The following is a 15,104-nucleotide window of genomic DNA, read 5'->3' as shown; positions in this document are numbered from 1 at the left end:
AAGAAAAGGTTAAAAAGATTTTTATTTTTTTAATAGAGCTTCTAAGATTTGTTTTCCGTCCATCTTTCCTGTATAGGGATTGATGGCACGTTCCGGATGAGGCATCATTCCTAAAACATTTCCCGCCTCATTACAAATGCCTGCGATATCATGTAAGGATCCATTCGGATTTTCTTTATAACGAAAGACCACTTGGCCATTTTTTTCTAATCGTTCTAAAGTTTCTGCATCAGCAAAGTAAGCCCCTTCTCCATGAGCGATAGGAATGCTTAAATCTCCCTTTAGTCCTTTTGCAATTTTGTTTTCTGCAACAGGAACGAGATCTACATCTTTACAAATATACTTTAAGGTTCTGTTGTGAAGGAGAGCTCCAGGAAGGAGGCCGGATTCTGTTAAAATTTGGAATCCATTACAAACTCCTAAAACCTTTCCACCTTTGTTTGCATAAGTAACAACGGACTCCATAGCATTAGAAAACTTTGCCATAGCACCACAGCGTAAATAATCACCAAAAGAAAAGCCACCGGGAAGAACTACAAGGTCAGGAAGGTCAGAAAAAGAATCTTTATACCAAGTATACTCAACCGTAGCACCAAATTCGGATGCGAAAACCGTTCCCACATCCTTATCACAATTGGAACCAGGAAAAGTGACCACACGGACTTTCATATCTTTTCCACAACCAAACGGTAAGTTTCAATCACTTGGTTCACAAGCACTGATTCACAAATTTCTTTTGCCAACTTTTCTGCTTCCGCTGGGGAGCTGGCATCTATCTTCATTTCGATGTATTTTCCCACTCTTAGGTCAGAGACAGAAGTTTTCCCTTGGTCATGAAGGGTACGGAGAACCGTTTGGCCTTGCGGGTCAAGAACGGATTCTTTGAGAGTAACGTTTATTTTTGCGACAAACATAGCGTGATTTTATCTTCCAATTCCAAGTATTTTTTACGTAGTTCTAGGATCAAGGATTCGGGCAAAGCGGGAGGCGGTGGATTTTTGTCCCAATCCGTAGATTCGAGCCAATTCCTGAGGATTTGTTTATCGAAGCTTGCCGGAGTTTTTCCGAGTTCGTAGGTAGTTCCGTCCCAATACCGAGAAGAATCGGGAGTTAGGATTTCATCAATTAAGATGGGTTTTCCATCGATAAGACCAAATTCAAATTTTGTATCACAAAGTAGGATTCCTTGTTTGGCCATCAGAGCATGGGCTTTGTTGTATAAATTCAAGGAGAGGTTTTTTAGTTCCAAAAAAAGTTCTTTTCCGACTTCCGCTTCCATTGTGGATTCACTTACGTTTTCATCGTGACCGGAGTCATTTTTACGAGCCGGGGTGAAGATGGGAGTTTCGAACTTGTGAGATTCCAAAATTCCTTTGGGGTAAGGAACATGGGCAATGGTACCATCTGCTTTGTATTCCTTCCAAGCTGAGCCTGTCAAATACCCACGCACCACACATTCGAAGTCGATTCGCTTTGCTTTTTTGACAAGCACCGAGCGACCTTCCAATGATTGATTATTTTGAAAAGGCGGGGGAAACAAAGAGACATTGTCGGTAATCAAGTGGTTGGCAATTTCAGGAAAATGATGAAACCAGGCAGTGGAAATACGAGTGAGGATCTTTCCTTTGTCGGGAACTGGTTCTTCAAAAACCACATCAAAGGCAGAGATTCTATCGGTTGCCACAAGAAGGAGGGAGTTTCCCAAATCATAAACATCTCTGACTTTACCTTTATACGTAGGGGTCGGAATCATAACTGTATACACACCATAGCCATATCATCACTCGGAGTCGAAGCTCCGCAGAATTCTAAAATTTTACTCTGCACTGTTGGTAAAATGTCCGTTCCCGATTTTACTGACTCGTGGAAGATCTCTTTCATTCCTTCTTCGGTAATGTATTCCGATCTAGAATTCATCGCTTCACTGGCCCCATCCGTGTACATAAAAAACAAAGATCCATTTTTTAGTTGGACGGTTTGTACTTCATCGTTAGCTGTAAAGTTGATCCCCATGATCATCGGACTCATCCCTTTTAAAAATTTTGTTTCGCCATCGATATAAACAATGGGTGCGGGATGACCCCCATTGATATAAGAAAGTTTGAGTTCTTGGTCAATGATCGCATAACAAAAAGTAATGGCATAGTCTTCAGGAAGTACGAGCTCCATGTTTTTTCGTAAATGTTCCACTCGTTCCCGTAGGCCCATAGTCGATACCAAGTTGAATAATTGCATTTTGAACATGGCACCAATGAGGGCCGCACTCGGTCCATGTCCCGAGCAGTCGGCTATCACGATATGAAGTTTTTTTTCTTCAATCCAGGAATCAACGAAGTCGCCACCAATTTGTAAATAAGGATGGAATAAGGTTTGGGCTTTGATTCCATTCCAAATAAAACTTTTTTCTGGAATGAGTTGGTCTTGGACCCGTCTTGCCGTTTGTAATTCTTTTTCGTATTTACTTTTTTGTCTGTACAACTCGTCCTGTAGGTCTTTCAAACGGATGACGGAATGGATTTTGGCAACCAATTCCCTTTTGTTGAATGGTTTGTTGATAAAATCATCCCCACCATTTTTCATCGCTTCTTGGAATCCCACTTCTCTTTCAATGGAGGTGATAAAAAGTATAGGAAGGAGTTTGAACTGGTCCATAGTGCGCAGTTCCCGACAAAAAGAAAACCCGTCTTGAACCGGCATATTGACATCTAACAAAAGTGTATCTATGGCAGTATTTAAAAGAACAAGGCGTGCCTCTTCTGCAGAATAAGCTGTATAGGTTTTGAATCCTTCTTGTTGCAAAAGGTATTTCAAAAGTTCCACGTTTTCGGGAACATCATCCACAATGAGGATGGTATGAATGGATTCGACTTCTGCCATGGATTAGTCCAGTTCCGATTTCAGTTTCGATCTGATATCTTGGATCTTTTCACTGCGGTTGGATACAAGAAAAAGAAAAAGAAACAGGAAGTGGAAGGCAATCACCCCAAGCCACATACTTTGTTTCATATCCGAGTCCATCCCTCCCTTCCCAAGCACACTGCCCGGGTGGTTTCCTGGATTTTCAATCCAACGAATGGCTCCCCAAGTGAGAATGGCGCTCACCGCACAAAGTACGGAAAGGTAAGCGGAAAGGATGGCTTTTTTTGTTTTTGCAGGAACTAGATAACGAAAGATAAAATAACTAACAAGGGAAATACAAAGAATGAAAAAGGACTGCAACCTAGCATCCGTTTTGTCCCAAGGGACTCCCCAAGCACTGTAAGCCCAAATGGGACCAGAAAACAAAACTCCAAGCGCAAACAAAAAGGCAAGTTGGTTTGCCGTAAAAGCAAGCCTGTCCCAAATCATATTTCGCGTAAAAAGGAAGATTAAAGAAAAAAGAAAGGAAAGGATAGGGCCATATAACGCGACCCAGGCGACCGGAACATGTAAATAAAAAATTCTGTGGCTTAGGCCCTGCTCTAAAATGACATTCGGATAAACTAACGAAACAATCACGGCAAAGACCAGTGACGTACATACAACGAGATAAAAACCGATGTCGAAAACAGGGTGGAATATCCGAATCTTACGTTCCATTTTTTTCCAGATTTTCAAAGATTGGCAGAAATTCGAGGAGAAAACAAGGTCTCAATGCTCATTCCTTAGAATCTCAATCATCACCGAACCGAGAGTTGCATAAAATAACATAAAAAACAAAAGGAGGCCGACCGAAGGTAGGTAAAACCCGGGTTCCAGCCAATACCGATGTTCCGCCTCCAATCCAAAAAGAAAGAGCGGGATGGAAAAGGGAAGTTGCAAGAGAGGAATGATGATTTCTTTGAGGCGGCTTTCAAAGGCTATGAGGCCGAGAGAGACTCCGAGAAATACCAAACACCCACTCCCCAAGTTAGCAAATAGCCATTCTCCCCAGTACCGATCCAAACTCATGTTTTGAAAAAAAACAGAAAGGACGAGGACAAGGCTTGCGTTCACTATGATGGTACAAAACCAAATGGCCAAAGATTTTGCCAGATAGAGGGAAATGGGACTCACAAAGGAAAGACTCGCCTCCCATCCCATGGACTCTCTTTCTTCCCAAAGACTTTGGCTCACAATCACAAAGTTGAGTAAAAAGATAATCGCCCATTTGATTCCGCGAATGCTTCTTTCGGATAACATCTCATTCACTTCGATCGAGGTATAAAATATAAAAACCACAGAGACACTTAAAGTGAAAAGAGAGACAATTCCCCCAAGAGATCGGCCAATCAGATAAAATTCTTTTTTAAGTAAGGTCAGTAACATAAACGCCTCCCTTCTCTATCTTTAATTGAGAGGTGCACTGCAGGTCCTGCGGTATGGAATGGAGGACAATTAGAATGAGTCTGGATTTCGATTCGGCATTCAAAAGGTCCGTGAGGATTTTTGAGGAATCGGCATCGAGACCTGTATACGGTTCATCAAAGAGAATGATTTCAGCAGAGGAAAGAAAAACACGAAGGATTGCCGCTTTCTGTTTCATCCCCCGGGAAAAAGTATGGATGGGATCCCAAATTCGTTTCTGCAATCGGAAAGCTTCTAATCCTTTCGTTCTTTTGGTAAGATCGGGTGTGGTCCCATCTAACTTGGAAAAATAGTCCAAATTTTCTTCTAAACTGAGAGAGGCATAGAATCCGAGTTCATGCCCAAGGTAGGCGAGTTTTTTTTTGCCCTGATTCCATTTCCATTTTGCTGAAGAAGACGAATGGTGATAGATTTCTTTCAGAAGGGTGGACTTCCCAGCTCCATTCTCACCAATGACTGCGACAAGACCGGTCTGAAAAAAAGAAAGATTGATCTCTCTCAGTAAGACCTTTTCGCCGACAGTAATAGTAAGCGCTTTTGTTTCCAAAAGGGTTTGGTTCATTCTACACCATGTTCTTCCGTAGCTTCAGTCTCGCACTTCTGTTTTTATTTCCCACAATCATTTGGGGACAAAAACTCATAGGGAACCAGGAATACCCAGAGATCCTCTGGGGAAAAGACCAGGAGTTTGATACCTCTGACTTTCCGAATGGTTCCTTTATTTACCACAAAGAAGACTTCATTCTGGCGCGGGGAAAACTCTTCCAAGGAGACCCACCCAAATCCAATGGAAGTTTTACTTATGGAGCAGAAACCATCACCAATTCCGGAAAGTGGAATAACGATACCATAGAAATTTTACTGAATGGAAAACCAAACATGCGGGCGGAAGTCATCAAACGCTTAGAAGCCGGGATTCGTTTTGATCCCCAGTTTTTTCCCTTTCGTTACAATTTAGGACGCTTGTATTCGCTCGAGATGAAGTATGAAAAGGCACTCGTGGAATTCGAATATGCCAAAGCAGAAATGCCTGAGTATTTCAAAACCTATCTCCACATTGCGATCCTTTCGGAGATCACAAGACAAGTGTATTATGCGATCATGAATTACAAATTGGCGGTTGAAAAAAATCCTTATGATACAGAAGCTCTCATCCGCCTTGCCGATCATTACCTAGCGACAGGACTTAAAAACCGCGCCCTTCTCTATTTAAAAAAAGCGCTCACCATAGAAGAAGAAAGTCCGAATGTCAAATTAGGATTTGCAAGATTGGAAATGGAAAAGGGAAATTTCCATATTGCCTATAAAATCTTCAACCGAACCACACTCACAACGGCCGAAGGGAAACCCAAACCTTACGATAAAAAATTTCATTATTATTTTGCAGAGACGGCATCGAAAGTGACTGATTATGAAACGGCAGAAGAAGAGTATACTAAGATGTTAAGTTTTACCAACGATCCCTTCTTTGCCACCGTCTCTTCCAAAGTCATCGCAAGAAGAAGAGACATTGCCAAAAAATTTGCCGAGGCCAAACGAACTCAGTTGGATGATTCGGAAGAAGAAACCGCACCGCCAAACGAATGATTTCTGGCATTCAGTAAACTTTGTAACAATTGAGATTTAGGATGGGAAAGGATTTTTTCTGTCGCACCCGACTCGACGATCCGACCCTCATCCAAAACAAAAATCTGATCACACATATAAGATAAAAATCCTAAATCATGGGACACAATGAACATTCCGAGACTTTCTGCTTTGTTGATTTGTTTCAGTTCTTCGGCAATTTTTTTTTGGACAAGCACATCCAAAGCAGTGACGGGTTCATCCAAAAGTAAATATTCGGGATTCATAAGTAAAGCTCGAAGGATGGCAAATCTTTGCAACTGACCACCACTTAACTCTTGCTTTGTTTTACTTAACAGAACTTTAGAAAGGTTTAGTCGGACGCAGAAAGATTCGATCCTTTCCCGTTCTTTCTCTTTTATTTCATCGCTTAAAAAATAATGATTTTTGATTCTTACCGGTTCCAGTAACAAATCTCTCATTTTGCCAAAGGGAGAAAAACTAGCATGCGGGTCTTGGAAGACTGGTTGGAGTTTGGGATTTTGTTTTGCCGTGAGCCCTTCCCCATTCCATAATAAGGAACCAGTCCACTCATACCCGTCCGCCGAATCCAAAAGTCCTAGTGCCAATCGAAACAAGGTAGACTTTCCCGAACCGGACTTTCCCACAAGGCCCGTGATTTGCTTAGACTCCGCTGAGAGATCAATATCCGTTAACAACGAACGAGTCCCGATTTTAACAGAAATATTTTTAAGAGCAAACATCAGATTCAATCCATAAAATCATTGCGTTTCTTATTTCCAAAGGGAAGGTGAAAGGGAAGGAGACTTGGGAATTGGAACAAATTAAAATCACAGAAGTGGGACCAAGAGATGGACTCCAAAACGAAAAAACCATTCTCTCCACTCAGGATAAATTCGAATTCGTATCTCGTCTAGTAGAAAGCGGAATCAAAAATATAGAACTCACTTCTTTTGTCCGCAAGGATCGGATTCCGCAAATGGGCGATGCGATCGAACTGGCAGGTCTTGTCCTTCCTAAGTTCCAAAACCAAGTCCAATTCTCATCTCTAACTCCCAATGCCAAAGGCTATCAAGGAGCCAAAGAATCTGGTTTTACCGAAGTTGCCGTCTTCACCGCAACCTCAGAAACATTTACCAAAAAAAATATCAATATGTCCATCGAAGAGAGTTTGGATTTTTTTAAACCTATCTTCGCCGAAGCGAAAGCAGATGGAATCAAGGTGCGAGGTTACATCTCCACAGTGATTGCCTGTCCCTATGAAGGAAAAATCAAACCGGAACAAACTCTCGAGATCGCAGAACGATTATTAGATGCTGGTGCTTATGAAATCTCACTTGGAGAAACCATTGGAGTTGCTGTTCCTTCTGAGGTGGAGTCCCTCCTAGAAGTGCTTTTGAAAAAAATTCCGAAGGATTACTTCGCAGGTCATTTTCATGATACTTACGGAATGGCCATTGCCAATATCAAACAAGCACTGAGTATGGGAATCCGAAGTTTTGATAGTTCCGCTGGAGGACTCGGAGGTTGCCCTTATGCCAAAGGTGCTGCAGGCAATGTGGCCACAGAAGATCTGGTCTATTTTCTTCATAAGGAAGGATATGATACAGGAATTAGCCTCAATTCACTTCTCCATGCCAGTCGGTTTATGGAAGAAAGGATAGGACGTAAACTGACATCAAGAACTTATATCGCAATGAAAAATGCCGATTGATTTAGAACTCCTCCATTCTAAATTAGAAGACTTAAAAAACAAATACCAAAACCTTACCTATCTCGATACCGATCCCATTTGTTTTCCCAAACAATACAAAGATCCTTTGGATATCGAGGTAGTTTCCTTAATCGCTTGCCTTTATGCCTATGGGAATGTCAAAAGCATCCAAGGATTTTTAAAACCTATCTTTGCGACACTTGGGCCCTCGCCCTACCAAACTTTAAAAGAATCCGGGAACTCATTTCACTCTTTTCTAAAAGACTTAAATGTCTACCGCTTCCAAACCAAAAAGGACAATCAGGTTTTCTTTCAAACATTGGCACGAGTCGTCGGAGAAACAAAACAAAAATCCCCTCTAATGGAGTCTCTCTTCCTAGGTCCAAACGGAGAATTTAAAGACACAGTCTCCTTTCAAAAGTTTCAGAGTTTTTGGGAAGAGGAACTAAAGAAAACAACTGGGAAGAAACCCCTCTCTTACGGCCTCCAATTCTTAATTGGTAAATCTACATCCAAGTCCCCTAAAAAAAGACTCTCTTTATTTTTACGATGGATGGTGCGAACCTCCTATCCTGATTTTGGAATCTACAAAAAGATAAAACCAAACCAAATCCCCTTTCCTTTGGATGTTCATATCCAAAAATTAATCCAGATCTTAGGGATCACCAATCGCAAAAGTTTTGGATCGAAAGAGGCATACCTTATCAAAGATTTTTTTCTGAAAATCAAACCCGACGATCCTTTGTTATACGACTTCTATTTAACGAGAGTGGGTATTATAGAAAAATGCAAAGCTGAGTATCAGAAAAGAGTTTGTGAGAATTGTTATTTAAAGGAGGTTTGTTTGGTAGTGCCACGGGGAATTGAACCCCGATTGCAAGGATGAAAACCTTGTGTCCTAACCATTAGACGATGGCACCGTTTTAGGAGAACGCTCTAAAGAGTTGTTGGAACTCTTATGTGAGTCGTCGGGGATTCGAACCCCGGACCCATTCCTTAAAAGGGAATTGCTCTACCAGCTGAGCTAACGACTCGTTCTGTAGCCAAGAATATCGAACGACCTTTCTCGGTCAACAACTACTTAAAAAAAAGATTCAAAGCTCCTCGTTTTTTTTAATCCATGATGATCGTGTGCTCACGATCCGGTCCGGTCGAAACAATACCAATCTTAGTATGCACCAATTCCTGTAAGGACTTAATGTACGATTGGCAAAGTGGAGGTAACTTAGAGAAAGAACTAATTCCCGAAATATCATCCTTCCAACCTTTGAACTCAGCAAACAACGGTTTGACGTCTTCCAATCCTTGGGATGGGAAAAAATCTAACTTCTTACCTTTGTATTCGTAACCGATGACAACAGGAATCGAATCATAATGACTGAGTACATCAATTTTAGTGAGAACTAGGGAATTGATTCCATTCACAGTCACAGCATGTTTGATCATTTGTACATCAAACCAACCACAACGTCTAGGCCTTCCGGTAGTAGATCCATACTCACCACCTAACTTCCGTAGCACGTCTCCCGGTTCTCCAAAAATTTCAGAAGGGAAAGGACCCTCTCCCACTCGTGTGGCATAAGCCTTCGTGATTCCGATGACATCCTTTAAATAACGAAAACTCACACCAGAACCGGCAAGAGCTCCACCGGTGGTCGGATTGGAGCTTGTTACATAAGGATACGTTCCAAAATCAATATCAAGTCCTGTTCCTTGCGCCCCTTCGAGAAGGACTCGTTTGCCCTTTTCCAATTCGGAATTTAAATAGTACACTGTGTTTACGATGTTTTTTCCGATTTTGTCAGCAAAGTCCAAAAGGAAATCATACATTTCATTGATATTCACAGGTTCCAAATCATAGTATTTCACTAGTTCTTGGTTTTTTACTTCCAAGATATGTGTGAGTTTCTTTTTCAGATTTTCTTTGTCGAGAAGGTCACCAGCACGAACACCGTTACGAAGCATCTTGTCTGCGTAACACATTCCGATTCCTTTTTTAGTGGTTCCGATCTTTCTTTCAGGAGAAGAACCAGCTTCCCTTGCTTCGTCGATCAGACGGTGGTAAGGAAGTAGGATATGACAAGAATCACTGATGAGTAATTTTTCCTTCACTCGGAAACCATGGGATTCCAAGTCTGCACATTCTTTCAAAAAATATTCAGGATCAAGAACCACTCCATTTCCAATCACACAAGTGGTATTGTCATAGATGATTCCCGATGGCACTAAATGGAAAATGTATTTTTTTCCACCCACCACCACAGTATGACCTGCGTTCGCACCACCTTGGTATCGAACAATGATATCTGTATCTTTGGAAAGGTAATCGATAACCTTTGCCTTTCCCTCATCACCCCATTGTGCTCCGACAACTAAATTTGCAGGCATAATTCCCTCATTTAACTTTATTTATTAATTCTTCAATGGAATCGAGATGCAGGGCAAAACCACAGGCATCTTTTGGGATTCCGGTAAAACTTTCATACAATTCATTATAAACACCACCGGCAAATACCGGTTCCGGATCCCCGGCCACATAACCTTGAAACATAAACCCGGTATAATAAGAAAGGTCTCGGACAAGAGAGGGATCCCAAATGCTAGGAATTCCATCCCGATCCTTTGTCCATTCGGCAAAAAAGGAAGTGATGGATTCTAAGTCCCCTTTTAGTTTTTCCCATTCCGCGGAATCCAAAATTTGGTGTAGAGATTCTTTGAACTTAGCAATTTCAGCCACAGGGATCGGTCGCAGAAGGATTTGGATCATCTGCATATGGGAGTCTTTTGTATTGGCCCGAGCCGCAAGAGATACCAGTTCTTGTACATTCTTTGTATAGAGAAGTTGGCGTAGAACCTTTGTTTGTTCCTCATTCCAACCAAGAATATCCAAAACCGTTCTAAAAAAAGAAGAATGACCAAAAACAATGGTGAAAGGAACTTTTGGCACAGAAAGATTCCAAAGTTTTTTTAAAATCTGGATCTGTGAAATGATATGAGTTGTATCGCTCTTTCCTAAAGACTCCACCCCGATTTGTAAAATCTCTCTTCGGGAAGCATTGCGTTTTTTGTGGTCTCGAATTTTGCGAGCAAAGTAAAATACGTTTTGGTTCTCTTCCCAATGGGAACGAGCCGCCATTCCCTTCACTACTTGTAGGGTTAAGTCAACTCCAGGAGAAAGTTCATTCCCATCCCAATCTTTGGCGACAAGTAAACTCTCCACACCTTGCTCTAGATGAGAACGAAACGAATTAGAATAATCAAAGGAAGGTAGGTTGATTTCAGAATACCCTTCGCCGAGAAAGAGATCCGAAAATCTTTGTAGTAAAATCCGCCGGTTTTTGCTTTCTTCGGGGCCTAGAAAGTGAAATCCATCCGGAATCCATTTTTGTTCCGAGGAAATTGATTTGTTTTTTTGATTCATACCGGGATCTCGATCACCCAAGAAGTCAGCTTAGAGAAATCCTGGATTTACGCAATCAATTGTAAAAATCGAATAGACAAATCGAAAGTTTTCAGTAATTTAATGTCGGTTTAGAGGCATACATGACAGAAAAAGAAGCCACTTTGGGACGCTGGCATAAAGAATTTTTTGAGAACATTCACCTATTTGTAAAATCGGGTCTTTCTGAATCCGAAGCAAAGTCCATTTTAGAAGAGTTTTTAGTTCTTTCACAAAGCACACCCAAACCCAAGGTCATGGAAATCTTCCAAGAGCCGGAACGTTTGGAAGAAATTGGGGTCTTTACCGACATTCGCCCCCAACCTCGCGATTTTATGTTGAAGTTCCTCGATCCCATTATGAAGAAATTCAAAGTGGAAGGGGCAGAAAACTTAAAACTTTTGGATGGAGTCATTGGCAAATATCCTGTCACTCTCATCTCCAACCACTTAAGTCATTTAGATGCTCCGGCCATCTTTACTCTTTTGTACAATGCTGGTCCTGAAGGAAGAAAGATTGCTGAATCACTAGTGTTCATTGCGGGACGTTTGGCATTTGAACCAGACTTTACTCGGCTTGGACTCTATATGTTTGGAACCCTTCTTGTTTGTTCCAAAAAGGATATGGCCGATAATCCATCTCTTTCTGATGTGATGACCAAAATCAATATGCGTGCCTTTCGGAATTCGCAGAAATTACAAGCTGATGGAAAGGTGATCTCCATCTTCCCAGAAGGAACTCGCTCTCGAGATGGAAGGCTTATGCCCTTTGTGGACACAGTGTACCACTATGTTGCCAATAAAGTCATCCTCCCCATCTCCCTGGAAGGTACAGAAAAAATTCTCCCCATTGAAGGTTTACTCTTCAACCAAGCGGTTGGTAAACTTGTCATCGGGAAACCAGTACTTGTGGGGGAACTGACAAAGAAGGAAATGTTAACCTTCCCATCTCATATTGAACAGATTTCTTTTCCAGGGATTGGAGACAAAAAACAGTTCATCATCGATAACTTAGCACTTCTTGTGGGAAGTAATCTAAACAAACACAAACATGGCACCTATCGTAACTTATACAAGGGAGACGTGAGGGAAACTAACCAACTCATCACACTGGCTAAAAAACCAGAGGAACATGTTGTCATCATCGGTTCTTCCAATATGTCCGTCGCCTTTGCTTGTGTAATGGCAAATAAAAATGTAAAAGTGACCATCTACAGCCCTGATTCAGAAATGGTGCAGCAGTGTAATGAAGAAAAGCGGGATGTGGTTCACTATCCTATTTACAAATTACCACCAAACATTGATTTTTCGGACAAACCAGAAATTCTCGAATCAGCGACCTTATTCATCCAAGGAACCAATCCTTGGGAATTTGATACCATCTACTCAAAAATCAGAACCTACCTCCAAAAAAATAAATCCCCTATGGTCAATGTGATCAAAGGATTTACTGGCTCCAAAAAAGGCCTGATTTTAGAGGACTTACATGAATTGTTACTGATCGAAAGAGAGCGCCTTGCCGTAGTATCCGGTGCGTGTTACCCCGACCAAATTATGGAACGAAAAATTTCCGGATTTGAAATCTCAGCTTTTGAAGATTCGCTCATTCCCAAACTAAAAGACTTACTGAGTAATAACTATGTGTTTACAAGAGCTGCCATTAACTCCCGTGACACCAAAGGAGTCCAACTCGGTGGTGCTTTAAAAACAGTCTATGCCGTTGCTATGGGTCTCGTGGAAGGGTATTTCAAACGAGAGTTAGGTGGTAATGTGGACAATACTCTCTTTCATTTGAGCAATCGTTTTTTCAATGAAATGGTATCCATTGGAGTTTTACTCGGGGGGGATCCAACGACCTTCAATGGTTTATCGGGAATGACCGACTTTATGTTGGCTTGTTTCGGCTCAGATACAAGAGATAGAAAGTATGGCTACGACCTTGCCTACGGGACAAGACCAGAAAAGATCACCAATGGATTTTATGGATTAAAAGTCCTACCAAACCTAATCCAACTAGATGAAAAAAGGCATCCAATTGTGACCGCAGCCTACCGAACTGTGATCCAAAACGAAGACTTTGATTTAGTGGCAGAAAAACTGCAAATGCAGTTGGCTAGATTTTAGGAAGAAAAACCAAAAACTCTGTGTTGCCGGGTTCCGATTGGAATTGGATCCGGCCACGGTGCCTTTCTTCTACGGATTGTTTCACAATCCCAAGCCCAAGCCCGGTTCCCTCCCCTTTTTCCTTCGTTGTATAAAACGGCTCAAAAATTCTCTTTTGAATGGAAACCGGAATTCCCGGTCCATTGTCTATAATCCGCACGACAATTTCTGTTTCTAACTCGTCCACTTGGATGGTGAGAATTCCTTTGAATGCCATCGCTTGTAAGGCATTGTAAATGAGATTGGTCCAAATTTGGATGAGTTCATCGGGATAACCTGCAATCAAAGGACTTGCGTTATACAATCGGATGCACTCCACCCCTGATTTCATTTTACTTTGGTAAAGAGTCAGCACAGTCTCAATTGTATCCACCAAGTTGATTTGAGATTTTGCTTCATTGCGATCAACTCGCCCGTAATTCTTTAAACTATACACAATTTTGGAAGTTCTCTCCACCGCCAAACGAATTGATTCAATACTTCGTAAGGTATTGAGTTCAGAAAGCACTAACTCGAGTAAGGGGGAAGATTTAAAATGTGATAAAAAACTTTCATTCTCTAAAAAGAAATCGGAAACACCTAAATCGACAATCCGATCCGCCAAATCATAAGCAGAATCGATTCCAAGCTGAACAAAAATTCCTTCTAAGTTTTTTTTGGCCTTTCTTGATTCGGCAAACGCATAAGACTTCGGTTTGATCGTAAATAATTCAATAACAAAGGATATGGTTTCATTGATTTCTGTATCTGAATGTTTAGAAAAACATTCTTTGATTTGAAACAACCTGTTTCCAAAATTTCCCATACGGTTGTGGATTTGTTCACTAAAGGCCGCGATGGCAGCAAGTGGGTTATTGATTTCGTGAGCTACACTTGCAACTAACTGTCCCAAGGTGGCCATTTTTTCAGAAAGAATCAATTGGTCCTGGGTTTTTTGGAGGTCTTCCAAAATCCGATTTAATTCCTTAGTCCTTTCCTTTACAGCAAATTCAAGAGCTTCTTTGCTTTGTTTGGACTCTGTAACATCGATGAGAATGGCGAGAAGTGTCGGTCGGCCCTTAGTATGTAAGATAGTATTTCCCGATACTACGTGACGAATTTCTCCGGATTTCATCCGAATGCTCGCCTCCATTCCGGTACTCCAACCTTTCTTTAAAATCTCTCCTAACAATCGTTCTCGATCAAATTTAGTAATCCAAATGTTTAGATCATAGGAAGCTCGTCCGATGATTTCTTCCCGAGAATACCCAATGAGTCGGCAATAGGCGTCGTTGACATCATCATAAACAGCTGTTTCCGCATTGGAGAGACTGACTGCTGCGGGATTCAAACGGAAAACACTTTCGAATAACTCTTTGCTGATCACAAGTTCATTCTGCAAAACAGCAGCGAGGTATTCCTTCTCTTTTAAGGCCGTAATATTTTGCCCGGCAGAAAGAAGATACTTACCATTTTCGACAATACGCCCGCTAAAAAGAATGGTGACAGTGGCTCCGGTTTTGGAAATCAGGGGAACCTCGTAATTCGATACATAACCATCCTTTTTTAGGCCAACTAATATGAATTCGCGGTCATTGACGTTGGAATAAATCCCTAAATCTAGAGTGGATTTACCAATCACCTCTTCCCTGGTCCGCCCAAGCCAAGAACAGTACACATCATTGGCATCGACATAGAGCCCATTCTCCATATCGGTGAGAGCCATCCCAATGGGACTCGAACTAAAGGCGGTGTGCCAAATAGAATTAGATGTAGAAAGGGAGGGAGTCATTCGTTCGGAATGTAGAATTTAATAGGAAAACCAAACGAATGCAATAAAAAAAAAGCCCACTCAAGATGAGCAGGCTTTTCGTCCAAGTTAGATTAGGGATTCTTC

At 41.4% G+C, this 15,104-nt stretch carries 15 protein-coding genes and 2 tRNA genes; 4 read left to right on the top strand and 13 right to left on the bottom strand.

The features are described from left to right. Window positions 1-21: 21 nt before the first annotated feature. From purQ to JWG41_RS02080, 7 genes are read right to left on the bottom strand one after another with little or no spacing between them, the layout of a single operon-like run. Entirely contained in the window at window positions 22-669 is a 648-nt protein-coding gene (gene purQ / locus JWG41_RS02110) for a phosphoribosylformylglycinamidine synthase subunit PurQ (RefSeq protein ID WP_205268310.1), read from the bottom strand. Next, complete coding sequence (gene purS / locus JWG41_RS02105) at window positions 666-914, bottom strand: phosphoribosylformylglycinamidine synthase subunit PurS (RefSeq protein WP_205268309.1); 249 nt, start codon at window positions 912-914, stop codon at window positions 666-668. Before purS ends, purQ begins: the two co-directional genes overlap by 4 nt. Beyond that, entirely contained in the window at window positions 896-1,753 is an 858-nt protein-coding gene (locus tag JWG41_RS02100; RefSeq protein ID WP_205268308.1) for a phosphoribosylaminoimidazolesuccinocarboxamide synthase, read from the bottom strand. Before JWG41_RS02100 ends, purS begins: the two co-directional genes overlap by 19 nt. Beyond that, the gene (locus tag JWG41_RS02095; RefSeq protein WP_205268307.1) at window positions 1,750-2,877 is read right to left on the bottom strand and encodes a PP2C family protein-serine/threonine phosphatase; all 1,128 of its coding nucleotides are present in this window, start codon (window positions 2,875-2,877) and stop codon (window positions 1,750-1,752) included. The genes JWG41_RS02100 and JWG41_RS02095 overlap by 4 nt, the downstream gene beginning before the upstream one ends. 3 nt (window positions 2,878-2,880) lie before the next feature. After that, a complete protein-coding gene (ccsA, locus tag JWG41_RS02090; protein WP_205268306.1) occupies window positions 2,881-3,579 on the bottom strand; it encodes a cytochrome c biogenesis protein CcsA in 699 nt (232 codons plus the stop codon). Between the two features lie 51 nt (window positions 3,580-3,630). After that, a complete protein-coding gene (locus tag JWG41_RS02085; protein WP_205268305.1) occupies window positions 3,631-4,287 on the bottom strand; it encodes a heme exporter protein CcmB in 657 nt (218 codons plus the stop codon). After that, a complete protein-coding gene (locus JWG41_RS02080; protein ID WP_205268304.1) occupies window positions 4,268-4,888 on the bottom strand; it encodes an ABC transporter ATP-binding protein in 621 nt (206 codons plus the stop codon). The genes JWG41_RS02085 and JWG41_RS02080 overlap by 20 nt, the downstream gene beginning before the upstream one ends. A gap of 8 nt (window positions 4,889-4,896) precedes the next feature. Between JWG41_RS02080 and JWG41_RS02075 the strand changes: the two genes are divergently transcribed. After that, window positions 4,897-5,913: a tetratricopeptide repeat protein gene (locus tag JWG41_RS02075; RefSeq protein WP_205268303.1), complete on the top strand. Its 1,017-nt coding sequence runs from the start codon at window positions 4,897-4,899 to the stop codon at window positions 5,911-5,913. On the opposite strand, the gene JWG41_RS02070 is transcribed toward JWG41_RS02075, so the two are convergent. Further along, complete coding sequence (locus JWG41_RS02070) at window positions 5,868-6,656, bottom strand: ABC transporter ATP-binding protein (protein ID WP_205268302.1); 789 nt, start codon at window positions 6,654-6,656, stop codon at window positions 5,868-5,870. The two genes, JWG41_RS02075 and JWG41_RS02070, sit on opposite strands and share 46 nt — an antisense overlap. Window positions 6,657-6,727: 71 nt before the next feature. Between JWG41_RS02070 and JWG41_RS02065 the strand changes: the two genes are divergently transcribed. Beyond that, window positions 6,728-7,627: a hydroxymethylglutaryl-CoA lyase gene (locus JWG41_RS02065; protein WP_205268301.1), complete on the top strand. Its 900-nt coding sequence runs from the start codon at window positions 6,728-6,730 to the stop codon at window positions 7,625-7,627. Then, complete coding sequence (locus JWG41_RS02060; protein WP_205268455.1) at window positions 7,617-8,513, top strand: TIGR02757 family protein; 897 nt, start codon at window positions 7,617-7,619, stop codon at window positions 8,511-8,513. The genes JWG41_RS02065 and JWG41_RS02060 overlap by 11 nt, the downstream gene beginning before the upstream one ends. Here the strand turns inward: JWG41_RS02060 and JWG41_RS02055 are convergent. From JWG41_RS02055 to JWG41_RS02040, 4 genes are all read right to left on the bottom strand, one after another. Beyond that, window positions 8,473-8,547: transfer RNA gene (locus JWG41_RS02055), tRNA-Glu, on the bottom strand. The two genes, JWG41_RS02060 and JWG41_RS02055, sit on opposite strands and share 41 nt — an antisense overlap. 41 nt (window positions 8,548-8,588) lie before the next feature. After that, window positions 8,589-8,661 (bottom strand) — tRNA-Lys (locus tag JWG41_RS02050). 79 nt (window positions 8,662-8,740) lie between these two features. Continuing rightward, window positions 8,741-10,015 (bottom strand): adenylosuccinate synthase, encoded by a 1,275-nt coding sequence (locus tag JWG41_RS02045; protein WP_205268300.1) that lies wholly within the window; start codon window positions 10,013-10,015, stop codon window positions 8,741-8,743. A gap of 7 nt (window positions 10,016-10,022) precedes the next feature. After that, a complete protein-coding gene (locus JWG41_RS02040) occupies window positions 10,023-11,048 on the bottom strand; it encodes an ATP phosphoribosyltransferase regulatory subunit (RefSeq protein WP_205268299.1) in 1,026 nt (341 codons plus the stop codon). 122 nt (window positions 11,049-11,170) lie between these two features. Between JWG41_RS02040 and JWG41_RS02035 the strand changes: the two genes are divergently transcribed. Then, on the top strand, window positions 11,171-13,189 hold the full coding sequence (locus JWG41_RS02035) for a 1-acyl-sn-glycerol-3-phosphate acyltransferase (RefSeq protein WP_205268298.1): 2,019 nt from the start codon (window positions 11,171-11,173) through the stop codon (window positions 13,187-13,189). Here the strand turns inward: JWG41_RS02035 and JWG41_RS02030 are convergent. Then, on the bottom strand, window positions 13,179-14,999 hold the full coding sequence (locus JWG41_RS02030) for a PAS domain-containing sensor histidine kinase (RefSeq protein WP_205268297.1): 1,821 nt from the start codon (window positions 14,997-14,999) through the stop codon (window positions 13,179-13,181). The two genes, JWG41_RS02035 and JWG41_RS02030, sit on opposite strands and share 11 nt — an antisense overlap. Window positions 15,000-15,104: the final 105 nt, after the last annotated feature.

Source organism: Leptospira chreensis, from assembly GCF_016919165.1.
Taxonomy (GTDB): domain Bacteria; phylum Spirochaetota; class Leptospiria; order Leptospirales; family Leptospiraceae; genus Leptospira_A; species Leptospira_A chreensis.
Note: the sequence above shows the minus strand (reverse complement) of the source record. Positions and strands in the feature narration are given on the sequence as shown.

Excerpts from the sequence above, each read along its gene's own strand:
- purQ (WP_205268310.1), bottom strand. The coding sequence starts at position 669 with ATGAAAGTCCGTGTGGTCACTTTTCCTGGTTCCAATTGTGATAAGGAT.
- purS (WP_205268309.1), bottom strand. The coding sequence starts at position 914 with ATGTTTGTCGCAAAAATAAACGTTACTCTCAAAGAATCCGTTCTTGAC.
- JWG41_RS02100 (WP_205268308.1), bottom strand. The coding sequence starts at position 1,753 with ATGATTCCGACCCCTACGTATAAAGGTAAAGTCAGAGATGTTTATGAT.
- JWG41_RS02095 (WP_205268307.1), bottom strand. The coding sequence starts at position 2,877 with ATGGCAGAAGTCGAATCCATTCATACCATCCTCATTGTGGATGATGTT.
- ccsA (WP_205268306.1), bottom strand. The coding sequence starts at position 3,579 with ATGGAACGTAAGATTCGGATATTCCACCCTGTTTTCGACATCGGTTTT.
- JWG41_RS02085 (WP_205268305.1), bottom strand. The coding sequence starts at position 4,287 with ATGTTACTGACCTTACTTAAAAAAGAATTTTATCTGATTGGCCGATCT.
- JWG41_RS02080 (WP_205268304.1), bottom strand. The coding sequence starts at position 4,888 with ATGAACCAAACCCTTTTGGAAACAAAAGCGCTTACTATTACTGTCGGC.
- JWG41_RS02075 (WP_205268303.1), top strand. The coding sequence starts at position 4,897 with ATGTTCTTCCGTAGCTTCAGTCTCGCACTTCTGTTTTTATTTCCCACA.
- JWG41_RS02070 (WP_205268302.1), bottom strand. The coding sequence starts at position 6,656 with ATGTTTGCTCTTAAAAATATTTCTGTTAAAATCGGGACTCGTTCGTTG.
- JWG41_RS02060 (WP_205268455.1), top strand. The coding sequence starts at position 7,617 with ATGCCGATTGATTTAGAACTCCTCCATTCTAAATTAGAAGACTTAAAA.
- JWG41_RS02045 (WP_205268300.1), bottom strand. The coding sequence starts at position 10,015 with ATGCCTGCAAATTTAGTTGTCGGAGCACAATGGGGTGATGAGGGAAAG.
- JWG41_RS02040 (WP_205268299.1), bottom strand. The coding sequence starts at position 11,048 with ATGAATCAAAAAAACAAATCAATTTCCTCGGAACAAAAATGGATTCCG.
- JWG41_RS02035 (WP_205268298.1), top strand. The coding sequence starts at position 11,171 with ATGACAGAAAAAGAAGCCACTTTGGGACGCTGGCATAAAGAATTTTTT.
- JWG41_RS02030 (WP_205268297.1), bottom strand. The coding sequence starts at position 14,999 with ATGACTCCCTCCCTTTCTACATCTAATTCTATTTGGCACACCGCCTTT.